Source organism: Agrobacterium bohemicum (assembly GCF_002896715.1).
GTDB classification, from domain to species: Bacteria; Pseudomonadota; Alphaproteobacteria; order Rhizobiales; family Rhizobiaceae; genus Agrobacterium; species Agrobacterium bohemicum.
In genome coordinates, this window is record NZ_PGEL01000017.1 from 123,686 (window position 1) to 145,460 (window position 21,775).

At 57.4% G+C, this 21,775-nt stretch carries 16 protein-coding genes and 1 pseudogene; 9 read left to right on the top strand and 8 right to left on the bottom strand.

The genetic code is table 11. From position 1 onward, the window contains the following. Window positions 1–224 precede the first annotated feature (224 nt). The 3 genes from smc to CUC55_RS03430 all read right to left on the bottom strand — a co-directional run bounded on the left by smc (window position 225) and on the right by CUC55_RS03430 (window position 5,089). A complete protein-coding gene (gene smc, locus CUC55_RS03420) occupies window positions 225–3,689 on the bottom strand; it encodes a chromosome segregation protein SMC (RefSeq protein ID WP_067651622.1) in 3,465 nt (1,154 codons plus the stop codon). Window positions 3,690–3,761: 72 nt separating this feature from the next. Continuing rightward, the gene (locus CUC55_RS03425; RefSeq protein WP_103086969.1) at window positions 3,762–4,442 is read right to left on the bottom strand and encodes a DsbA family protein; all 681 of its coding nucleotides are present in this window, start codon (window positions 4,440–4,442) and stop codon (window positions 3,762–3,764) included. Between the two features lie 137 nt (window positions 4,443–4,579). Continuing rightward, a complete protein-coding gene (locus CUC55_RS03430; protein WP_103086970.1) occupies window positions 4,580–5,089 on the bottom strand; it encodes a DUF721 domain-containing protein in 510 nt (169 codons plus the stop codon). A 134-nt stretch (window positions 5,090–5,223) separates the two neighbouring features. Between CUC55_RS03430 and mutY the strand changes: the two genes are divergently transcribed. Both mutY and CUC55_RS03440 read left to right on the top strand, forming a co-directional pair. Further along, the gene (mutY, locus tag CUC55_RS03435; protein ID WP_425352728.1) at window positions 5,224–6,288 is read left to right on the top strand and encodes an A/G-specific adenine glycosylase; all 1,065 of its coding nucleotides are present in this window, start codon (window positions 5,224–5,226) and stop codon (window positions 6,286–6,288) included. Next, the gene (locus CUC55_RS03440) at window positions 6,288–6,899 is read left to right on the top strand and encodes an HAD family hydrolase (protein ID WP_103086972.1); all 612 of its coding nucleotides are present in this window, start codon (window positions 6,288–6,290) and stop codon (window positions 6,897–6,899) included. The genes mutY and CUC55_RS03440 overlap by 1 nt, the downstream gene beginning before the upstream one ends. Window positions 6,900–7,306: 407 nt before the next feature. On the opposite strand, the gene CUC55_RS03445 is transcribed toward CUC55_RS03440, so the two are convergent. Next, window positions 7,307–8,452, bottom strand: a complete 1,146-nt coding sequence (locus CUC55_RS03445; RefSeq protein WP_103086973.1) for a site-specific DNA-methyltransferase — start codon at window positions 8,450–8,452, stop codon at window positions 7,307–7,309. 345 nt (window positions 8,453–8,797) lie between these two features. Here CUC55_RS03445 and CUC55_RS03450 point away from each other — a divergent pair, with 345 nt between their 5' ends. After that, the gene (locus tag CUC55_RS03450; RefSeq protein WP_245304009.1) at window positions 8,798–9,883 is read left to right on the top strand and encodes a hypothetical protein; all 1,086 of its coding nucleotides are present in this window, start codon (window positions 8,798–8,800) and stop codon (window positions 9,881–9,883) included. 35 nt (window positions 9,884–9,918) lie between these two features. On the opposite strand, the gene CUC55_RS03455 is transcribed toward CUC55_RS03450, so the two are convergent. Continuing rightward, window positions 9,919–10,599, bottom strand: coding sequence for a GntR family transcriptional regulator (locus CUC55_RS03455; protein ID WP_067651600.1), 681 nt, complete (start codon window positions 10,597–10,599; stop codon window positions 9,919–9,921). 161 nt (window positions 10,600–10,760) lie between these two features. Here CUC55_RS03455 and CUC55_RS03460 point away from each other — a divergent pair, with 161 nt between their 5' ends. The 5 genes and pseudogenes from CUC55_RS03460 to CUC55_RS03485 form a co-directional block, all read left to right on the top strand. Then, complete coding sequence (locus CUC55_RS03460) at window positions 10,761–11,450, top strand: HAD family hydrolase (protein ID WP_067651595.1); 690 nt, start codon at window positions 10,761–10,763, stop codon at window positions 11,448–11,450. Window positions 11,451–12,321: 871 nt separating this feature from the next. After that, window positions 12,322–13,722, top strand: a complete 1,401-nt coding sequence (thrC, locus tag CUC55_RS03470; RefSeq protein ID WP_067651981.1) for a threonine synthase — start codon at window positions 12,322–12,324, stop codon at window positions 13,720–13,722. A gap of 16 nt (window positions 13,723–13,738) precedes the next feature. Continuing rightward, complete coding sequence (locus CUC55_RS03475) at window positions 13,739–15,037, top strand: M16 family metallopeptidase (RefSeq protein WP_103086976.1); 1,299 nt, start codon at window positions 13,739–13,741, stop codon at window positions 15,035–15,037. Window positions 15,038–15,084: 47 nt separating this feature from the next. Continuing rightward, window positions 15,085–15,675, top strand: coding sequence for a GNAT family N-acetyltransferase (locus CUC55_RS03480; protein WP_067651589.1), 591 nt, complete (start codon window positions 15,085–15,087; stop codon window positions 15,673–15,675). A gap of 101 nt (window positions 15,676–15,776) precedes the next feature. Then, window positions 15,777–18,593, top strand: a pseudogene (locus CUC55_RS03485) (EAL domain-containing protein); the annotation flags it as partial. Here the strand turns inward: CUC55_RS03485 and CUC55_RS03490 are convergent. The 3 genes from CUC55_RS03490 to CUC55_RS03500 form a co-directional block, all read right to left on the bottom strand. Further along, on the bottom strand, window positions 18,572–19,708 hold the full coding sequence (locus CUC55_RS03490) for a zinc-binding metallopeptidase family protein (RefSeq protein ID WP_103086977.1): 1,137 nt from the start codon (window positions 19,706–19,708) through the stop codon (window positions 18,572–18,574). The pseudogene CUC55_RS03485 and the gene CUC55_RS03490 sit on opposite strands and share 22 nt — an antisense overlap. Before the next feature lie 141 nt (window positions 19,709–19,849). Next, window positions 19,850–20,041 carry a CsbD family protein gene (locus tag CUC55_RS03495; RefSeq protein WP_067651580.1) on the bottom strand — a complete coding sequence of 64 codons (192 nt, stop codon included), beginning with the start codon at window positions 20,039–20,041 and terminating at the stop codon, window positions 19,850–19,852. 94 nt (window positions 20,042–20,135) lie between these two features. Beyond that, window positions 20,136–20,741 carry a YqgE/AlgH family protein gene (locus CUC55_RS03500; RefSeq protein WP_103086978.1) on the bottom strand — a complete coding sequence of 202 codons (606 nt, stop codon included), beginning with the start codon at window positions 20,739–20,741 and terminating at the stop codon, window positions 20,136–20,138. Window positions 20,742–20,899: 158 nt separating this feature from the next. On the opposite strand from CUC55_RS03500, the gene CUC55_RS03505 reads away from it, so the two are divergent. Continuing rightward, window positions 20,900–21,748 carry a protein-disulfide reductase DsbD domain-containing protein gene (locus CUC55_RS03505; protein ID WP_067651577.1) on the top strand — a complete coding sequence of 283 codons (849 nt, stop codon included), beginning with the start codon at window positions 20,900–20,902 and terminating at the stop codon, window positions 21,746–21,748. Window positions 21,749–21,775 lie beyond the last annotated feature (27 nt).

The following is a 21,775-nucleotide window of genomic DNA, read 5'->3' on the forward strand; positions in this document are numbered from 1 at the left end:
GCATAAATGCGGCGCAGGCCCGTCAAGCGGCAACAAAAAACCGCCCGCGACACGCGCAGGCGGTGTTACCGTTGAATGCTGAGGCAATATTGCGGCCCGACCGCGCGGGCTGGAGACTGTACCGGGCGCTCGGACTGCGTGGCGTGGCGGGACAAGTGATCGTAACCGGTGGCGGCGTTCCAGCGTGGCTATATTTTCTTCTGCNAAAAATCGCGTTTGACGGGTCAGACGGCCTCGATCAGCCGCTCTGCCATCTGCAAATCCACGGAAACGAGCTGCGACACGCCCTGCTCAGCCATGGTAACGCCAAACAGGCGGTCCATGCGGGCCATGGTTATAGGGTTATGGGTGATGATGACGAAGCGTGTTTCTGTGGAAGCAGCCATCTCATCCATCAAGTTGCAGTAACGCTCGACATTGTGGTCATCCAGTGGTGCGTCCACCTCATCCAGCACACAGATAGGTGCGGGGTTGGTAAGGAAGACGGCAAAGATCAGCGCCATGGCGGTCAAGGCCTGTTCGCCGCCCGATAACAGCGTCATGGTCTGCGGCTTCTTGCCCGGCGGACGGGCGAGAATTTCAAGGCCAGCCTCCAGCGGATCGTCGGATTCGATCAATTGCAGTTCCGCCGTGCCGCCACCGAAGAGGTGAGTAAACAGACGCTGAAACTGCGTATTGACGATATCGAAGGCGGCAACCAGACGCTCGCGTCCTTCGCGGTTGAGGTTATGGATGCCCGCGCGGAGCTTGCGAACTGCATCGATGATGTCGTCGCGTTCCTTGATCAGCGCCGCGAGCTTTTCAGAAAGCTCTGCCTGTTCTTCTTCGGCACGCAGATTGACTGCGCCCAACCGTTCACGCTCGACTTTCAGTCTGTCCAGATCACGCTCGACATCACGGATTTCAGGCATCGACGCTTCAGGGCCGAGACCCGTCAGCCTGAACGCCAGATGCGGCTCGACATTCAGCGCCTCACGGATGCGGTGTTCGCCTTCCTGGCGTTTTTCGCGGGCAGAAACTAGGCGCTCTTCGGCGCGTCCGCGCTTTTCACGGGCTTCTGCCAGTTCGGACAGTGCGATGGTGGCCGTACGGTCTGCCTCCCGTTGAAGGCTTTCCGCTTCGACCAGCTGGTCGGCGGCCAGACGCCGTGCTTCCTCGGTCTTTTGTAGTTGCGTCAGAAGATTGCGGCGCTTTTCATCGAATTCCTCCGGTGCGATATCGAGCTCGGCAAGCTCGTCGTGGGCCTCATCCTCGCGCTCACGCAGCGTGGCGATGTGGCCACTGGCGCTGGCTGCACGCGCCTGCCATGTGGTGCGTTCCTGTGCGATGGCATTGATACGGCGCTGGTGGGCTTCTGCTTCACGGTTCAAACCTTCGTGGCTGGCGCGGGCTTCGGCCAGCAGGCTGCGGTCGGTTGCGACCTCCAGCTGGCTTTCGCGCAGGTGCAGATCGAGATCGGCCAGATCAGCAGCGTCCTCCAACTCGATGCGGGCGCTTTCTTCCTGAACGGCGATGTCTTCGATCTGCCCGCTGATCTGGTTGATCGCTTCGGACACGATATCGCGACGGCGCAGAAGATCACCCGAAGCGCGTTCGGCCATGGCGAGCGCATCACGGGCTTCGACCAGATGGCGTGATGCAAGGCGGCTTCGCTCTCGCGCATCGGCAAGGCGGCTTTCCACAAGGCGGATTTCATCGGTGCTGGCGGCAAGATGCTCTTCAGCTTCCTCCAAGGCGTAACGTGCCTCATCCACCTCGCCTTCCAGTTCAGCAAGGCGGTTCTTCTGGGCAAGCCGCAGGGCGGCGTTGCCGGGGGCATCTGCGCTGGTGATATGGCCATCCCAGCGGAAAAGCGCGCCGTCCCTGGTGACGAGGCGTTGGCCAGGTTTCAACGCCGACATCAGGTGTTTGGCTTCATCGACGTTAGCAACGATACCGGTCTGACGCAGTGTGCGTTTCAGCGCTTCTGGCCCGACGACATGCGTAAGCAAGGATGCAACGCCTTCCGGCAGAGCCGGGTCAGCGGCACCATCGCCATTGGCTATCCAGTAGGCCGGGGCAGCAGGGTCGAGCGGGCTTTCGAGATCGTCACCCAAGGCAGCGCCAAGAGCCGCTTCAAAGCCGCGATCCACCCTCAACTCTTCTGCAACCGGCGTGAACGAACCGGAGACGGCACCGGCAGCAAGCATTTTGGAGATGGTGCGCGCTTCGGTTTCCAGCGCATTGAGGCGACCTCGCGCAGCATCAACCGGGCCGCGCGCCAAAGCTTCAGCGGAACGCGCATCGGCCACCGCCGATTCCGCTTCCTCCACCAAGATCAACGCGTCTTCGACGGAGATTTCGGCGGCTTCCACGCTTTCGCGCTTTTCAGAAGGGTCCGGCAGGCCGGAAAGCTTTTCGTCGATGTTTTCAATTTCGGCAGCGGCGTCCGATGCCTGACGATCCAGCCGCGCCTTCCGATCCGCCAGATCGCGGATGGTGCGTTCCAGCTGGGTACGGTTGGCGGAAGCCTCGGCGCGCTCAGCGGTTAGGGCTGCAAAACCGCGCTCACTCTCCGCAAGCTTGGCGGCAGCTTCTTCGAAAGCCTCACGGGTTTCTTCCGAGTAGCGGCCCGAGTCGGCAAGAATTTCGAGGATTTCGGCTTCTTCCGCATCGAGACGCGCGAGGATTTCGGCATTGTCGGAGACCATGCGCTCTTCGCGTTCGATGTCCTCACCCAATTGCGTCAGACGACGGGCAAGCTCATCGCGGCGGCGAAGAATGCGGTTGGTCTCTTCATCCAATTGTGTGCGGGCAATTTGCAGGCGTTGTAGGGCAGCGGCGACCTTGGCCTCGTTTTCACGCAGTTCCGGCAGCTTGAAGCTGGCGATGCCTTGCGCCTTGGCAGCCTCCATCTGGCGCTGCGCCTTTTCGGCCACGACATTTGTCGCCTGATTAAGCGCGCTTTCCGCCTCACCTTCGGCCTGCTTGGCCTCCACCCAGCGAATGTGCAGCAACGTCGCCTCGCGGGCGCGGATATCCGCCGACAGCATCTTGAAGCGGCTGGCCTGTCTCGCCTGTCTCTTCAGGCTTTCAATCTGGCTTTCCAGCTGTGCCGTAACATCTTCCAGACGTTCCAGATTTGCTTCTGCGGCGCGCAGACGAAGTTCCGCTTCGTGCCGGCGAGAATGCAGGCCGGAAATGCCGGCCGCCTCTTCCAGCAACTGACGACGCGCCTGCGGTTTGGCGTTGATCAACTCACCGATCCGCCCCTGCCCGACCATGGACGGCGAGCGTGCGCCGGTGGAGGCATCGGCAAACAGCAACTGCACGTCCTTGGCGCGGGCTTCCTTCCCATTGATGCGATAGACAGAGCCATTCTCGCGCTCAATGCGGCGCGTGACCTGAATTTCATCGGCGTCGTTGAAGGCAGCGGGCGCCGTGCGATCGGAATTGTCGAGGTAGAGGCCGACTTCGGCGGTGTTTCTGGCGGGCCGATTGCCGGAGCCGGAGAAGATCACGTCATCCATGCCGGATGCGCGCATGTTCTTGTAGGAGTTCTCACCCATCACCCAGCGAAGCGCTTCGACAAGGTTGGACTTGCCGCAGCCATTGGGCCCGACCACGCCTGTCAGCCCCGGCTCGATGAGGAATTCGGATGGCTCGACGAAAGATTTGAAGCCGAGCAGCCGCAGCTTGTTGAACTTCATGCTGCGGCCCTGCGGTCATAAAAAACGGGCGCACGAAAAAATTCGTCGCCCGTTTTGATCCGGTAACGTCTTTTAGAGAAGGCTGTCGACAAGAGCCGACATGNTTTCAACAGACATATCTCCAGTGTAGCGCTTTCCGTTGATGAGGAACGTCGGGGTCGAGTTGACGCCGAATTCCGTCGCACCGCGTTGCATCGTTGCGTTCACATCATNCAGAAGCTTCTGGTTCGTCAAGCAGGCCTCGAATGTCTCCTGTGAAAAACCAGCCATTTTCGACATTTGCAGCAGGGCGGCACGTGCGTCCTGCGCCGTTGCCCAGCTCTGCTGCTGTTTGAACAGCATGGAAACAAATGGATAGTACTGCTGTTCAGGCGCACAACGGGCCAGCATGAAGGCGGCGGCAGCGCGCGGATCGAACGGGAATTCGCGGATCACGAAATAGACCTTGCCCGTATCAATGTACTTCTTCTTGATCTCGTCAAAGGTCGTGTTGTGGAAATGCGCGCAGTGCGGGCATGTCATCGACATGTATTCGACGATCTTCACCGGTGCATTAACGTCTCCAAGGCCACGGTCTGGAAGCGGGCCTGGCTTCATGACGGCTGCCATATCGACGTCACCGGAAGATTCCGGCAAGCCCTGCGCAAAGGCGACGCCCGGCGTCAATGCAAATGGCAAGGCCACGGCAACGGCTGCAAGGGCGACACCACCAAGAAGATTGCGGCGGGTAATATTAAATTCGGGAAAATGCATCAAGCACCTGTTTGTGAAAGACTGGAATCGTCTGCAATTGCGATATAGCGGCCAAGTGTTCAGAACAAGCGGCCATTCCTTTTCTTCTTGTCAAAGAATTGTGACCAGTCAAGGACAGTGTGCGTCTTTAAGCTGCATCAAATCGTGCCGCGACGCGTACGCTTCTGTAAAACAGCGGTCCCCAGGCGTTCGACTGCCTTGCGCAAGGCTTCGCTTTCAATGCCGTCCATCATGCCTTCGAGGCGNTTTGCGGCATCACCGCGTAAAGGCTGCGGCTTGGGGCGACGATTGGGCGTTTGCGACACAGGTTTTTGCACAATCCTGATCTGTCGCACTGCAGGNAAACCGAAAAAGCCGTTGATGCGGGCAATCAATTCGCCCTGCGCATGGGTTAGAAACAGGGCGCGCGCGCCTTCGCAGGCAATTGTCAAAACGCCAGCCTGATATCCGCCACGGTCCGGTCCCTCGTCACGGCGCGGCCATGTGATCTTTTCCGGGCGCGTACAATCTGCGAAATCGCTACCCGCAATTTCATCCCAGGACCCGAGCAAAGCAGTGCTGATACCGGCCCTCTTGGCCAGAACCGGATCGATGATGCCGTTTGCAATTTCGGCAATCTGGATAACGCCTTTGCGGGGCTTTTTCATTGTCTACTCGTGAACTCTTTTTTGCGCGGAAGTGATGGGCTTGATCGACGCCAGCGGATGAACCAAGTATAGGCGCAATACGAGGACCACAGCAAACCATGCTTCATAAAATCGAAAACCCGCCTTATGCGGACATGCTGCTGACATGGTACGACCGGCACCACCGCGACCTGCCGTGGCGCACCTCACCGCCGATGACAGCAAAGGGTTTACGGGCCAATCCGTATCACGTCTGGCTATCGGAAGTGATGCTGCAACAGACCACTGTCCAGGCGGTGAAGCCCTACTTTGCCAAGTTTCTGGCGCTGTGGCCAAGGGTCGAGGATCTGGCCGCCGCACCCAGCGATGAGATGATGGCTGCATGGGCAGGGCTTGGTTATTATGCGCGCGCCCGCAACCTGAAGAAATGCGCTGAAGCCGTTGCCAATGAACACGAAGGTGTGTTTCCCGATACAGAAGAAGGCCTGAAGAAGCTCCCCGGTATTGGCGATTATACGGCGGCAGCCATTGCGGCCATTGCATTCAACCGCCAAGCTGCGGTGCTGGATGGCAATGTCGAGCGGGTGATTTCCCGCCTGTTTTGCATCGACGCTCCCCTGCCCGGCTCTAAGGGTGTGATGCGGGCAAAGGTGGCCGAGATCACACCTGCCGACCGTCCTGGTGATTTTGCGCAGGCGATGATGGATCTAGGCGCCACGATCTGCACGCCGAAACGTCCGGCCTGCGCACTCTGTCCTTACAACAGCCACTGTCTGGCGCTAGCTCAAGATGAGCCGGAGCGCTTTCCGGTGAAGGCTGCCAAGAAGGAGAAGCCCGTGCGTGTAGGAGCGGCCTTCGTTGTGGTGAATAACAAGGGCGAAATCCTGCTGCGCCGCCGTATCGAAACAGGGCTCCTCGGTGGCATGACCGAGGTGCCGACCACGGCATGGACGGCGCGGATCGATGGCGGCACCGGCACCGACCATGCGCCTTTCGATGCGGATTGGGAGCCAGCAGGCTCAATCGTCCATGTCTTCACGCATTTCGAGCTTCGTCTTTCCATTTTCCGGGCCAGAATTTCCGGCAGCGTGCAACCCGGCGCCAATGACGAATGGTGGGAGCCGGTCACAAATCTTGATGCTCAAGCTCTGCCAACGGTGATGNAAAAAGCCATATCTCAGGCTATTCCTTTGGCCTTCGATNAAAGCAGGAATACTTGATGACCAAGATCAATCACATCGTTTTCGACATCGGCAAGGTTTTGATCCACTACGACCCGAACCTTCCCTATAGCCGCCTGATCCCCGATGCTGAAGAGCGGGCATGGTTCTTCGAAAACGTCTGCACCCATGAATGGAACCTGGAGCAGGACCGGGGCCGCACATGGGAGGAAGCCGAAGCCCTGCTTTTGCAAGACCATCCAGACCACGAAAAGACGATCCGCGCTTTTCGCCTGCACTGGCACGAAATGGTGTCGCATTCCTATGACGATTCGGTTGCCATTCTGAACGGCCTGATCGCCTCAGGTTATGACGTTACGATGCTGACCAATTTCGCCTCCGACACCTTCCGCGAAGCTCNAAAGATGTATCCATTCCTCACCTTGTCACGCGGCGTGACCGTGTCCGGTGATGTCGGCCTGATCAAGCCCGATGTAGCAATTTACGAGTTGCATGCCCAGACTTTTGACCTCGATCCTGCCAGCAGTATTTTCATTGATGATTCATTGCCGAATGTAGAAGGCGCAAAAGCTGCCGGATGGCAGGCGGTGCATTTTACGGGTGCTGAGAAATTGAAAGCCGATCTTGCCGCACACGGCATCGAGATCTGAGGCGAGAATGTCTGGTGCAGGCGAAAATGGCGGTCTTCTACCTGCACCAGTCCGGCCGCGAACGGCCAGATTTGTAAATCTCACAATCGGGAAATTGCCGTCTTTGTTATTTTCGGATCGTCCTTTGCGGCATATCATTTCTGACACCCCGGCAGACCCGTTGGCGGCTTGTTAGTGGCTCCCTTGGACGCACTAGCTACAGAGCCATACTTGCTCGAAGCTTGCCATGCAATTGATATATTTAAGAAAATTCTGTTATGATTAATAACGGATACACAGACGNCCGACGTTCAGGGAACGCCGGGCGTCTGTTACTCTTCACCCGGGACTGAAGGTACTNAAACCGGATGAAGTATGCAGGGCGGTCAGACCGCCTTTCGTGGCAAGGGCAAAGCGGTGGATCGCTTTTATCCCGCCTTTGCCATTTCATTACGGATCAGTGTTCTCAGATCATCGATAGGCTTCAAAGCCTCTCCGTCTTCGAAGTGCCAGAACGTCCAGCCGTTGCACGCATCCAGNCCCTGTACTTTGGCGCCAAGACGGTGAATGGAACCGGCGGTGCCACCGGAAGCTACGGTCCCATCGGCACGAATGATGGCACTATAGCGGCGTTTTGCATCGGTCAGAACCTGGCCGGGGCGAACGAGGCCGCTTTCGAGAAGCACGTTGAATGCAACACGCGGCTCTGCCNTTTTGCCGGTCATGACGGTGAGTTCCGCCTTGCCCAGAGGCTCGACAGCAGCGATGCGCGCAGAGGCCGCATCGATATAATCCTGCTCACGCTCGATACCGACGAAATGACGGCCGAGACGTTTCGCCACCGCGCCCGTGGTGCCGGAGCCGAAGAACGGGTCAAGCACGACATCACCGGGCTTGGTGGACGCCATGATGATGCGCGCCAGCAGGGCTTCCGGCTTCTGGGTCGGATGGACTTTCTTGCCGTCATCGCCCTTCAGGCGCTCTCCGCCGCTGCAAATGGGAAACAGCCAGTCGGAGCGCATCTGAACATCATCGTTGGATGCCTTCAGCGCTTCATAATTGAAGGTGTAGCNTTTTGCCTTGGCATCTCGGCTGGCCCAGATCATGGTTTCATGCGCGTTCTGGAACCGGCGACCCTTGAAGTTCGGCATAGGGTTGGTCTTGCGCCAGACGATGTCGTTCAAAATCCAGAAATTCATGTCCTGAAGAATGGAGCCGACGCGGTAGATATTGTGATAGGAGCCGATGACCCAGATCGTGCCATTGGGCTTGAGCACGCGGCGGCAGGCCAGAAGCCAGGCGCGGGTAAAGGCATCGTAAGCTTCGAAGGATGCAAACTGGTCCCAATCATTGTCGACGGCGTCCACCAGCGACTGGTCCGGGCGGTGAAGAGTGCCACCAAGCTGCAGGTTATATGGCGGATCGGCAAAAATCGCATCGACGGACTGGCTTGGCAGCGCTTCGAGCGCGGCCACGCAATCGCCCTTTATGATACTGTCTTTCCAGGCATCGCTTTCACCTGCAAGATCAAAACCGGCGCGCCGAAAATCGGCCAGCGGAAACACTGATGCCATGGGTACTCGCTCCATACGCTTACTCGACTGAACTGACCCTTATGGTTACCGAAGTTGGTTATCAAACACTGAACGAGTGATGCTAAATCGCGCTAAGTACGTNAAAAAATACGCGAACTGGGGNAAAGGGGGAAATTATCGCGGTTAAGCAATCCGGGNTTTAAGATCGCTACGCGTCGTTGGGGCGATAACGCCGATCGAACCTTTCGGGCACATTTGCCACCTCACCCATAATCAATGGTGCGCAATGGAACCAGATTTCACTTTAAACGTTGTGATTTCGGAATTTTGCGCGCCATCTAGATGGATGGGCCAAAGGGTATGGGTTGCAGGGGTATATTTAGAATGCGCGTTTCTCTCATTGTCGTTTCCACACTTCTCGCTAGCACTGCCTTTGCGCAGAACGCCAAGCCACCTGCTCCCGCACCGCAGATCAACGTCAAAACGGACGCGGTTCTGGTCAAGGGTGGACCTTCGTTGGGCAACAGCGACAAGGTACGCTGGGACTTCTACAAGGCTGACAGCACGGGCGGGCGGAGCGACGAGAATGTTGGCGGCGCTTACGATGCCACGTTCGAGGAGAAAATTCCGGTTGGAAAATACGTGGCGGTGGCTGCTCTTGGCAATATCAGCCATGAAATCCCCGTCGAGATAAAAGATGGTTCGGTTGCTGAAGTGAAGGCCGATTTCGATGCCGCGCAATTGACCATCGTTCCCAAGCGCAGCCAGGACAGCAAGGAAGCCGAGCCACTGGCCCGCGTCGAGGTAACGCAGGGATCAAACTTCACCGACAGTATTTATGGATCGAAGCAGATTTTCGTTCCCGCTGGTGAGTTGAAGCTGGCGGGCCGCATCGGCCCGGCGCATGCAGAAGCAACGATCAGCGTGAAGGCGGGCGAAATCGTCAGCCATGATCTCATCATTCCAAGCGGTGTTGTGGTTACAGGCGCGGTCTACAAGGAAGGTGGGCGTGCGGTTGAGACCGACAACATCCGCTTCGAGACCGTCTCTCCGGACCAGACACTGGATGGAACCCGCGAGACGCTGACCGGTACCTATGGCGTCGGCAAGCTGATGCAGATGCCCGCTGGCAACTTCATCATGCGGGCGCGCCTTGGCCAGGTCAGCGTGGAGACACCATTCACAGTGACCGCAGGCCAGCGCACGAACCTGACAGTCAATCTCGACGCTGGCGTTCTGGCCGTTTCGGCACCAGACGCACAGCGCATCGATATTCTCGAAACGACCAAGGATCTTCAGGGCACGCAGAAGGAGATTTCAGGGCGTTACGACACGAAGCACCAGGAAACCCTGCGTCCGGGAAATTATTCGGTCAAAATTACGTACGACGATAAAACCAAGCGCGAGCCCAAGGAAGTCAATGCGACGGTGACTGCGGCCGAGCGCACGGAACTGAATATCACAGACTGATATTCCGCAAAAAGCCGATGTAGCCTATCGCTGGTTTAGCCGACGATGGCGAATGCATCGCGCGTTGTGCCCATCGGCGTGCGGATCGCGGTGCGGCCGATCCATTGTACGTGACCGGTCAGGATGCGAATTGCCTCGTCGTGACGGTTTTCCCTGATTGCTTCGATGATGGCGCGGTGGTCGGTATCCGTGCGTCGCTCCCACCCTGCCCGCCACGCCGAAAACAGAAAACGCGCGCTCGCCGCATGAAGTCCGTCGATGGCCTCCATCAGTCGTGGCATGGCGCATGGTGCGGTGATGAGCCGGTGAAAGCGACGGTTCGCCTCTTCCCACTGGCGCACATCCATAGCCCTGTCACCCGCCAGCGTTGCCGCTTCCGCCTCGTCCAGAATGGCCGCGGTCATGTTGGGAATGGCGTGACGCAGCGCCAGCACTTCCAGCGCCGCACGCATTTCCGCCACTTCCTGCACATCCGAGAGGCCGAAGTCAGCCACCCGCACGCCACGGCGTGGGATGCTGACGGCAAGCCCCTGCGCCTCCAGACGACGAAATGCCTCGCGCACCGGCACATGCGACGCACCAAACTCCTCGGCGACATGGTCCTGACGGAGGCGAGCGCCGGGCGCAAGTTCACCACGCACGATACGCTCCGCCAGCATGCGGCTGATTTTCGAGGCGATGGTATCTTCAGGTTTGGTTTTCGGAGTCTTGGCCATGGCATGACATAAAGCGCTGCGTAAACATTGTCGAGCAAGGCCGCCTGTTGCAGGGCTCGTTTGCAGTGCCACTGGTTGAGCTTGCGGTTCACATGGTCTAAAAGCGCACAACTCTTCCAATATCAACCGTTCCTCCCATACCCAATTGTCAAGGAGAGCCCATGAGTGGCTTCGACCTCATTATTTTCGACTGCGACGGCGTTCTGGTCGATTCCGAAATCATCGCCGCACAGGTCGAGTCCCGCCTGTTGACGGATGCCGGATATCCGATCTCGACCGAAGAAATGGGCGAGCGCTTCTCGGGCATGACCTGGAAAAACATCCTGCTGGAAGTCGAGCGCGAAGCGAGCATCCCTTTGTCCGCATCGTTGCTGGAAAAGTCAGAGAAGCTTCTGGATGCCCGGCTTGAGCGGGACGTAAAGGTCATAGAAGGCGTCAAACTTGCGCTATCGCGCCTGACGACGCCGCGCTGCATCTGCTCCAACTCATCCAGCGCCCGTCTGGAAATGATGCTGACCAAGGTCGGTCTGAAGCCCTATTTCGAAGGCCATGTCTATTCCGCCAAGGATCTGGGTGCAGACCGCGTCAAGCCGAAGCCGGATATCTTCCTGCATGGCGCAAAACAGTTCAACGTCTCGCCGGACCGCGCCGTCGTCATTGAAGATTCCGTGCACGGCATCAGAGGCGCACGCGCCGCAGGCATGCGCGTTATCGGCTTTACCGGCGCGTCACACACGTACCCCAGCCACGCAGACCGCCTGACGGATGCCGGTGCGGAAACGGTTATTTCCCGAATGCAGGACTTGCCCGCGACAATTGAAGCGCTGTCGGAATGGGCTGGCGTGGCGTGACACACAGAGAAGGCTGGCAAAGCTGTCTAGGGGAAGCCCTGCGCAAAGCCGCAGGGCTTTAAGTTCAACGGTTTTCTCTCGAAGACCAGCCCTACCCGCGCCGACCCCTCTTCGTGCCAGCCTTCGCGCCGCCCTCATCAAACGAGATAAAGACATTTGTCTGCCGTGATGCGCCGCCTGGTGCGTTGGGAATGGCGACGTTGGGGTTGTTGNAAATAAATTGCGTTCCCGCATCGCCTGCTGGAACATCGACAGCAAAATTCGTAACCTGAGAGAAGATTTCGCCGTCGCCGTCCTTCACCGTCACGCGGATCGGAAGGTTGACGCGGCCGGGCTTTGACAGCGGGCCTGGGACGAGACGACCCTGCGCCAGAACATTCACGGTCAGCGTATCGTTGCTCATGCTGCAGGAGCGCGTCGTGTCGGACAATGACGCCTGATAAACCAGTTTCGCAGGATCATTGCCACCACCGGCATAAACGCGGTGGACGGCGTTGGCGTCGAGAATGGTAATCCCCGGGCAATTTGCCTGAACGACCGGGGACACCGCCTCGGCGGTCGGCGCATTCACGGCCATCGAGTCCGATGGATTGGAAGAGTTGCAACCGCTCAGCACAGCCAGAAGCGATATGGCGGCGGACAAACGCAAAATATTCCCTGTCACTCTGTTCAACCCTTCAAAAACTATACCGATGCAGGACCATAGAACCCGTTTATTGGCCTTTCATGCCCGTCGGCGATGGTCTATAGCAGCGGCGCTGGAAAAAATCGATTGGTTGTGTTCGGATTTGCTTTAAATTTACAAAATCCTTCGCCACCGCGCCAAACTAAAGTTTTCAGGCAGACGCCGCTGACGATAAGGGACTATCTCGTGGAATATGTATCGACCAGGGGCAGCGCCCCATCTCTTGGTTTCTCCGACGCGCTTCTGGCGGGTTTGGCGCGTGACGGCGGGCTGTACGTTCCCCGCAAATGGCCGACCATGTCGAAGAAGGAAATTCGCGCGCTTCGCGGNAAATCCTATCAGGAAGTCGCCTTCGAGGTTCTGTACCGNTTTACCGGCGGCGAGATTCCGGCCGATGCATTCCGCGCGATGATTGATGACGCTTACGCCACGTTCCGCCACCCGGCGGTCGTTCCCTTGGTACAAACTGGCCCTAATTCGTTCATTCTGGAGCTTTTTCACGGCACGACGCTCGCCTTCAAGGACGTGGCGATGCAGCTTATCGCCCGCCTGATGGATTACACGCTGACGGAGCGTAACGAACGCGCCACCATTGTCGGTGCGACATCGGGTGATACCGGTGGCGCAGCCATCGACGCCTTTGCGGGCCGCGAACGCACCGATATTTTCATTCTGTTCCCACATGGGAAGGTTTCACCGGTGCAGCAGCGCCAGATGACCAGCTCCACGGCATCCAACGTGCATGCGATTGCCGTTCACGGCAATTTCGATGATTGCCAGACCCTTGTCAAAGACATGTTCAATGACGGCAAGTTCCGCGACAGCGTCAAACTGTCGGGCGTGAACTCCATCAACTGGGCGCGCATTATGGCGCAGGTTGTCTATTACTTTACCGCAGCGCTTTCGCTGGGTGGCCCAGACCGCAAGGTGTCGTTCACGGTTCCGACAGGCAATTTTGGCGATATTTTTGCGGGTTACGTTGCCAAGCAGATGGGCCTGCCTATCGACAAGCTGGTGATTGCCACAAATGACAACGACATTCTGGCGCGTACCCTGAAGACCGGTCGTTACGAAATGCGCGGTGTGCACGCCACGACGTCGCCGTCCATGGATATTCAGATTTCGTCCAACTTCGAGCGGCTTCTGTTTGAAGCCTATGATCGCGATGCCGGGGCCGTAAAACGCTCCATGGATGGCCTGAAACAATCCGGTGCTTTCGATATTTCCGACAAGGCGATGAAGTTCATCAAGCGTGATTTCCGTGCGGGTCGCGCCACCGAAAAACAGGTTGCTGCGACTATTCGCGATACTTTTTCGGAAAGTGGTTACCTGCTTGATCCGCACACGGCTTCTGCTGTTTTCGTGGCGAAAAAGCACGAAAAATCAAACACTCCGATGGTAACTTTGGCCACCGCACATCCAGCGAAATTTCCTGCAGCTGTAAAATCCGCTTGCGAAATTGATCCGGCGCTTCCAGTATGGCTTGCTGATCTGATGAACCGGGAGGAGCGTTTCGACATTCTGGATGCTGAGCTGGACGCCGTAGAAAAATTCATCGGCAAACATGCTCGCGCCAAGAGTGAGTGACGCGGAAAGACTTGATATGAGTGTGAATGTAACCCGGCTTTCTTCCGGGTTGACGGTTGTTACCGAAAGAATGCCTCACCTTGAAAGCGTCGCTCTCNGGGTCTGGATAAAATCCGGTTCGCGCGACGAGACCGATGACGAGCATGGCATCGCGCATCTCCTCGAACATATGGCCTTCAAGGGCACTGGCCGCCGCACAGCGCGGCAGATTGCCGAGCAAATCGAGAATGTCGGCGGCGAAGTCAACGCCGCGACATCCACCGAAACCACCTCCTATTATGCTCGCGTCCTGAAAGACCACGTGCCGTTGGCCGTCGATATCCTTGCCGATATTCTGACGGAGAGCGCCTTCGACGAGGCGGAACTGGAGCGTGAGAAGAACGTCATTCTGCAGGAAATCGGTGCTGCGACCGACATGCCTGATGACGTGCTCTTCGATAATTTTTCCGGCGTTGCCTATCGCGATCAGACCATTGGTCGTCCAATTCTGGGCACGCCTGACACGGTGCAGTCCTTCTCGACGGGTCAAATTCGCCACTATCTGGCACGCAACTACACCACTGACCGCATGTTTGTCGTGGCGGCGGGTGCGGTAGACCACGAGAGCTTCGTCAAACAGGTTGAAGAGCGTTTCGCCGGTCTGCCACAGCTTCCGATCGCGACACCCGTCATGGAAAAAGCCATCTATACCGGTGGCGAAATCCGCGAGACGCGTGATCTGATGGATGCGCAGGTGCTGCTGGGTTTCGAAGGCAAGGCCTATCACGCCCGGGATTTTTACTGTTCACAAATCCTCGCCAACATCCTCGGCGGCGGCATGTCTTCGCGGCTGTTTCAGGAAGTGCGTGAATTTCGTGGCCTTTGCTACTCGGTCTATGCGTTTCATTGGGGCTTTTCCGATACCGGCATCTTTGGCATTCATGCTGCGACTGGTAGCAACGATCTGGCAGAACTGGTTCCCGTCATTCTCGATGAGCTCCGCAAATCGTCGCAAGCGATCCATCAGGAAGAAATCGACCGCGCCCGCGCGCAAATCCGCGCCCAGCTTTTGATGGGTCAGGAGAGCCCTGCGGCGCGTGCCGGACAGATCGCCCGGCAGATGATGCTCTATGGCCGCCCTATTCCCAATGACGAGATGATGCAGCGTCTGGGCGATATCACGACCGAACGTCTGACCGATCTTGCAGGTCGCTTGTTTTTCGATACAGTTCCAACATTATCCGCCATCGGCCCGCTGGAAAACCTGCTGCCGCTTTCGGACATCACGGCGGAGCTTTCGGCAACGCCATCCACCNAAATACAGGCTAACGGCTGACGGCAAGGCATATGTCCGCGGCAAGTGGGGATGAGGTCTGACCTTACATGCTGCGTTTTCTTTCCCGCAACAGCGATACACCGGAACTTCGTAACGCTGAGTATCTGTTGAGGTTGCCGCGCTATTCAGATTACCAGCAGTGGTACAAGCTGCGGTCTGAAAGCAGGCAGTTTCTGCAGCCGTGGGAGCCGACATGGCGGGCCGACGAGTTGACGGAAAGTTCGTTTCGCGTGCGTGTCACCCGCAACGGCCAGGAATTCTCTTCGGGCATGGCCATATCGCTGCTGCTCTTTACTCAGGATGCAACGCTTCTGGGCGGCATCACCATTGGTTATATCAGACGCGGCGCCGCGCAAAGTTGCATGATCGGTTATTGGATAGGCGAGGCTTATGCGGCCCAAGGCCATATGTCTGCCGCATTAAAGCTGGTAATACCCTACATCTTCAATGGACTGCAGTTGCACCGTATTGAGGCAGCCTGTATTCCAGAAAACTTCAAAAGCATACGGCTGCTTGAAAACGCCGGATTTCAGCGGGAAGGTCTCTTGCGGGAATATCTGAAAATAAACGGCGTTTGGCGGGACCACGTTATGTTCTCCCTGATTGCCGATAAGCAAAATACCGCCGGGACGCAGTAGGATAGATGAAATATATTAGCCTTGCGTCGCGCGTCGTTGGACGTCTTGTGACTGTCGCGCGCTTTACACCCTTGCTGTTTTTATATGTGCTGTTTGCCGCACAGGCGCATGCCTTTGAGCCGGTCAAGATTTCCCGTGACGATACCGCGCTGGATTTGACCGCAACAACGGATATCTACGCCAATCAGGGCGAAGCTTTTCAGGTTTCGACCGCGCCCGGACCTGACGGCATACGCCGTCGTATCGAGGTGCGGGCTTCCTCCCCCGCGCATCAAGGCGACTGGGCGGTGTTTGCGCTGGCCAACGTCTCCGAAGAACAGTTGGAGCGCGTGATCGTCGCGCCGCATTTCCGTCTGGTAAACTCGAAGCTGTTCTGGCCGGACCTTGGTTCGCAGCGCATCATTGCCATCACGCCCAGTGAAGGCTTTGCGCTGGACCGGCAACCGAGCGCCGACGCGGATGTGTTCCGTATCACACTCAATCCGGGTGCGGTGATTACCTTTGTGGCAGAACTATCCACGCCGCAACTGCCGCAAATCTATCTTTGGGAGCCCGAGGCCTACAAGGACACGATCAACGCTTTCACGCTTTATCGCGGTATCGTTCTGGGCATTGCGGGTCTGCTGGCGGTCCTTTTGACCATTCTCTTCGTCGTCAAAGGCACGTCCGTGCTGCCCGCGTCCGCAGCATTATCGTGGGCGGTTCTGGCCTATATCTGCGTCGACTTTGGCTTTCTGGNAAAGCTGATCACCGTCACCTCCAGCGACGAGCGAATATGGCGCGCGGGTGCCGAAGTGGCGCTCGCTTCCAGTTTCGTTGTCTTCCTGTTCACCTATCTCAATCTGAACAGATGGCACGCACATCTAGGTTACGCGACATTTGCGTGGATTATCGGGCTTGGCGCGCTTTTTGGCGTTGCGATCTATGATCCGTCAATCGCATCGGGCATTGCCCGCCTTTCCTTTGCGTTGACGGCGACCGCTGGAATCGTGCTGATCATCTATCTCGGCTTTAACCGTTACGACCGCGCCATACTCCTGGTCCCATCATGGGCACTGATCATCGTATGGCTGTTTGGAAGCTGGCTGACGGTGACAGGCCAACTGGACAACGACATCGTACAGCCGGCCCTCGGGGGCGGCCTTGTTCTGATCGTGCTGCTGATCGGCTTTACGGTCATTCAGCATGCGTTCGCAGGTAGCGCTTACCAGCAAGGGCTGTTCTCCGATCTGGAGCGGCAATCGCTGGCTCTGACAGGCAGCGGTGATACCGTGTGGGACTGGGATGTGACACGCGACCGCATCGTCACCACCCCTGACGTTTCGGTCAAACTCGGGTTAAATCCCGGCACGATGCATGGCGCTGCGCGAAACTGGATTCCGCGTCTGCATCCCGATGATCGTGATCGCTTCAAGGCGACGCTGGACGTTCTACTCGATCACCGCAAAGGGCGTCTCAATCACGAATTCCGTATTCGCGCCGAGGACGGCCATTTTCACTGGCTGCAAATTCGGGCGCGGCCGGTGCTTGGCTCGAACGGTGAAATCATTCGCTGCGTCGGCACGATTACTGATATTACCGAACAGAAAAATTCCATCGAACGGCTGTTGCAGGATGCGCTGAGCGACAATCTGACCGGTCTTCCCAACCGCCAAGTCTTCCTTGACCGTCTGCAATCGGTCCTCAACCTAGCACCCGAGGGTGAGACGGTGCGCCCGACCGTAATGGCCATCGATATCGACCGTTACAAGCTGGTCAACGATACGCTCGGCATTGCCGCCGGTGACAACATCCTGATTGCGCTCACGCGCCGCTTGCGTCGTTTGTTGAAGCCGCAGGACACGCTGGCCCGCCTTTCAGGCGATGAATTCGGTCTTATCCTGGTGTCGGAACGTGACCCACAGCGCGTGGCAGATTTCGCCGAGGCCGTGAACAAAGCCATCATGGTGCCGATCAATTTCGCCAATCGCGAAATCATTCTGACGGCGTCCATCGGGCTCGTGTCATGGATCGATCAGCAAGAAAACGCGGCTGGTCTGCTCAGCGATGCCGAGCTTGCCATGTACCGCGCCAAGCGCGCTGGCGGCAACCGCGTCGAGCCGTTCCGCCCGGCCTTCCGCACTTCCGGCACCGACCGTCTGCAAATGGAAAGCGATCTGCGCCGCGCGATCGAGCGCAAGGAACTGTCGCTTGCCTATCAGCCCATCATNAAGCTTGATAATGGCGATCTGGCAGGCTTCGAAGCGCTGATGCGGTGGGAACACCCCAAACGCGGCACCATTCCTCCAAGTGAGTTTATTCCGGTGGCAGAAGCGTCCGGCCTGATCGAACCTTTGGGAATGTTCGCTCTCGAGCGTGCGGCGACGGACCTGATGGACTGGCAGCACGCCATCGACAAGCTGCCGATCTTCATCTCTGTCAATATTTCCAGCGCACAGCTTCTCAACAACGAGCTTTACACGGATGTGCGCAGCATGTTGCAGCGGACCCGCTGTAACCCGAAGCAATTGAAGCTGGAACTGACCGAATCCGTCGTCATGGAAAATCCGGAACAGGCCCGGCTTGTTCTGGCCAAGCTCAAGGAAACCGGCCTGAGCCTTGCGCTCGATGANTTTGGAACGGGTTATTCCTCGCTTGCCTATCTGACGCGGTTCCCGTTCGACACGATCAAGCTGGACAAGGCGCTTGTCGCCAACACCAGTGACAAGCGCAACGTGCTGCTGCGCTCCATTATTGCCATGGCGCGTGCGCTCGAAATGCAGGTTGTTGCCGAAGGTATCGAAACGCCGGAGGATGCTGCTGAGCTTGCCCGCATGAATTGTCATTACGGGCAAAGCTTCCTGTTCGGCACGCCCGATACACCCGATGCTGCTCTAAAACTGCTTCGGGAGCGTTTTCAGGTGGTCAAAAGAGCCTGATTCTGGTGCGCCTGCTGCTGAAAACCCTGCTGCCAACCGGTCTGCTGGTTCGCTGGAATTTTATCGTGCAGTAGCTTGTGCATGAATTCCAGCNTTTCCACCACTGCTGGGGCCAGCACGAAGGGATAGAGATCCGCCTCGCCCATGCTGCGTTGCATGGAGTTGAGCGCGACAGTCAAGGGTATCCACGCATCCACGAGTTGTTGCGCGCTTCTTGCGCTGTAGGGCTCAAAGGCGACATCTGTCTCCAGTTCTTGGTGGCCTTCGGGCTCGATGGCGATGCCGAATGCATGCGCGGTTTCCAGCGTATCCACGATATGCAGATAATGCGCAAAGCACTCCGCGAAATCCTCCCATGGATGGACCGAGGCATAGGAACTGATGAATGTTTCCTGCCAGCCGGGGCGTGGTCCCTGCTCATAATTGCGCTTCAGCGCTTCGCCGTAATCCTCGCGCTCGTCGCCAAACACGGCGCGGCAAGCCTCCAACCGGTCCGCGTCACGCACCAACTTGTTCCAGATGAAGTGACCGACTTCATGGCGGAAGTGACCGAGCATGGTGCGGTAAGGCTCGTTCATGTTGCTCTTGATCTGCTCGCGCGTAGCATCGTCAGACTCGGCAGCGCGGATGGCGATGAGGCCTTCATCATGGCCCGTCATGGCGGGAATGATGGAACCGTCAGGTGCCACCTCATCCACAAGGAAGTCGAAGACGAGGCCGCCTTGGGGATCAACGTCGCGATTGGGATGCGGCAGCTTCAAACGCAGCATTGAATAGAAAAGGTGGCGTTGCGCCTGGCTAAGCCTGCGCCATTGTTCAACGCCCTCTTCGGTGGCGGCGTCTGGCACGAGCCTGTTATGGCTGCAAGCCGGACAAAAATTGCTGTTGCTTTCTGCTGGCACAGACCAATTGCAGATGTCGTTCACCTCGTTGGCGCAGAAGCGGACCTGACGCTCCGGGTGCGCCACCAGCGACCAGTTCGGATCACCGGCAGGCTCTATCGCCTCCATGGAAAGCGTCTGTGGCACGAAGACCAAGCGGTGACCGCATTTGACACATGATCGATTGTCGAAATGGACGGGCTGACCGCAGGCAGCGCATGAGAATAGGCGCATGTATCGCTCCTGGAAACGAACCGTAAAATCGGCTCTGAGCTGAGAGGAATAAGAGATTACAGATAAAAAAGCGCATGTGTTTCAAGAACACATGCGCTTTATTTGGACTGCTGTCAGCAAGCTTGCTGACGTGCAGGCAGATTAGGCCCGGTCTACCGCGTCCTTGACTGCGTCCTTGGCTTTACCCGTTGTGGACTGAATCTTGCCTTTGGTTTCCTGTGCGGCACCTTCGGCGCGCAGGCTGTCGTTGTCCGTTGCTTTGCCTACGCCCTGCTTGACCTTGCCTGCAATTTCGTTGGCCTTGCCAGCGACTTTATCGGATGTGCTACCCATGATATTTCTCCCTAGTTTTTTAACCAGACGTGGCGCTGGCGACCGAGGTAAAAACGTCAGGATCAAATTTTAGTTCCGCTAAAATTTAAGTCTCTCAAGCATGACCCGCCTGCGCCGACAACATTCTAGGATCCACACCCATCAAACCCAGAGCACGTTCGTATTTGNTTTCCAGAGTGCGGTCGAAGATCAGATCTTCCGATGCCGGGCAATTGAGCCACCCGTTGTTGACCATCTCGNTTTCAAGCTGTCCCGGCCCCCAGCCAGCATAGCCCAGCAGCATGGTTGCCTTGTCCGGCCCCCGCCCACCGGAAATGGCACGCACGATATCAAGCGTCGACGTCAGGGAAATATCGTCGCTGACAGGGATACTGGACTCGCTGCTATAGTCGTCCGAATGCAGCACGAAGCCCCGCCCGGACTCGACGGGCCCGCCACACTGGATAGGAAATTGACGGGTGCGGTCGGGCAGCATGATGGCATCGTTCTGGTCCATCATCTTCAGGTGCAGAAGCACATCGGTAAAGGTAATCTGCTGGGCCCGGTTGATGATGAAGCCTATGGCTCCCGCATCGGAATGGGCGCAGATATAGACGACCGAACGCTCGAACGCACCACCTTCCAGTCCCGGCATGGCGATGAGAAAATGGCCATCCAGAAAGCCACGCTCTTTCTTGTCCATCAGGGTCGAAAAGGTCACGGCTGCCTCCGGTCTGCTCTATTCTCGTGGGAAGAGGTACGGCATGAGGGTTGGTTCAAGCGAAGGATGCGACATAGAGGCCGATCAATCAACCGNAAATGATGATGGGGTGNAAATCGTAACTGGNCCCCTGATAGATGTTAGGCTAGACCGAAGACATGAACGCTACGCTCTTTCTTTTCTTACGCGCATCCCTGCCATTGTTTGCTCTCACGCTCGCATTGGCATCTCCCCCAAAGTTCGCACAGGCAGATGTAACGACGTGGGAAACGAGTGAAGGCGGGCGCATGCGCATCGTCAGCAAGCCTGCCGATGCCACGGGCCGCATCGATGCAGTTTTGCAGATTGATCTCAAACCCGGTTGGATAACCTACTGGCGCGAGCCGGGAGAAGCCGGCATTCCGCCAAAAATAATGCTTGATCCCGCAGGTGGCGCAGCCCTGACTTCGCTGGCGTTCCCGGTGCCCAAACTCATCGAAAACGGCGAGATCAGCGATATCGGTTACGACGCTCCGGTCAGCCTGCCTTTCACGTTGCAGTCTCAGTCTGGTTCCGATGAAGACAAGGCGCGGCTGACGGCTTTCATCGGTGTCTGTCTCAATATCTGCATTCCATTCGAAGCCAATTTCGACATCCGCAAGGATCACGGAAAAGCGGCCACGGAAGAAGAAACGCAGGCCGTGGAAACCGCAAATATGGCCCTGCCGGAACCGGCCAACGACGATTTCCGGGTGCAGAGTTTCCACATCACGCCCGACAAGACCTTGCTGGGTGTTGATTTGCGACTGCCGGAGGATGCGCCGAAGGAAACGGAAATCTTCGTTGCCGGCCCATCCGGCTATGCCTATTTCGAGCCGCAGAACATGGTGCGCGACAAGCGCAAGCTGTCTTTCTACATGAACATAAAAGGACTTCCGAAGTCCTATAATCCCAAGGGTCAGCGCTGGACCATTCTGGTAAAATCCGGTCAGAAAGTGATGGAAGCTCCGCTTGATTTTCCGCAGTGAGTTGCGCTGAATTCGCTGGCGACTTTT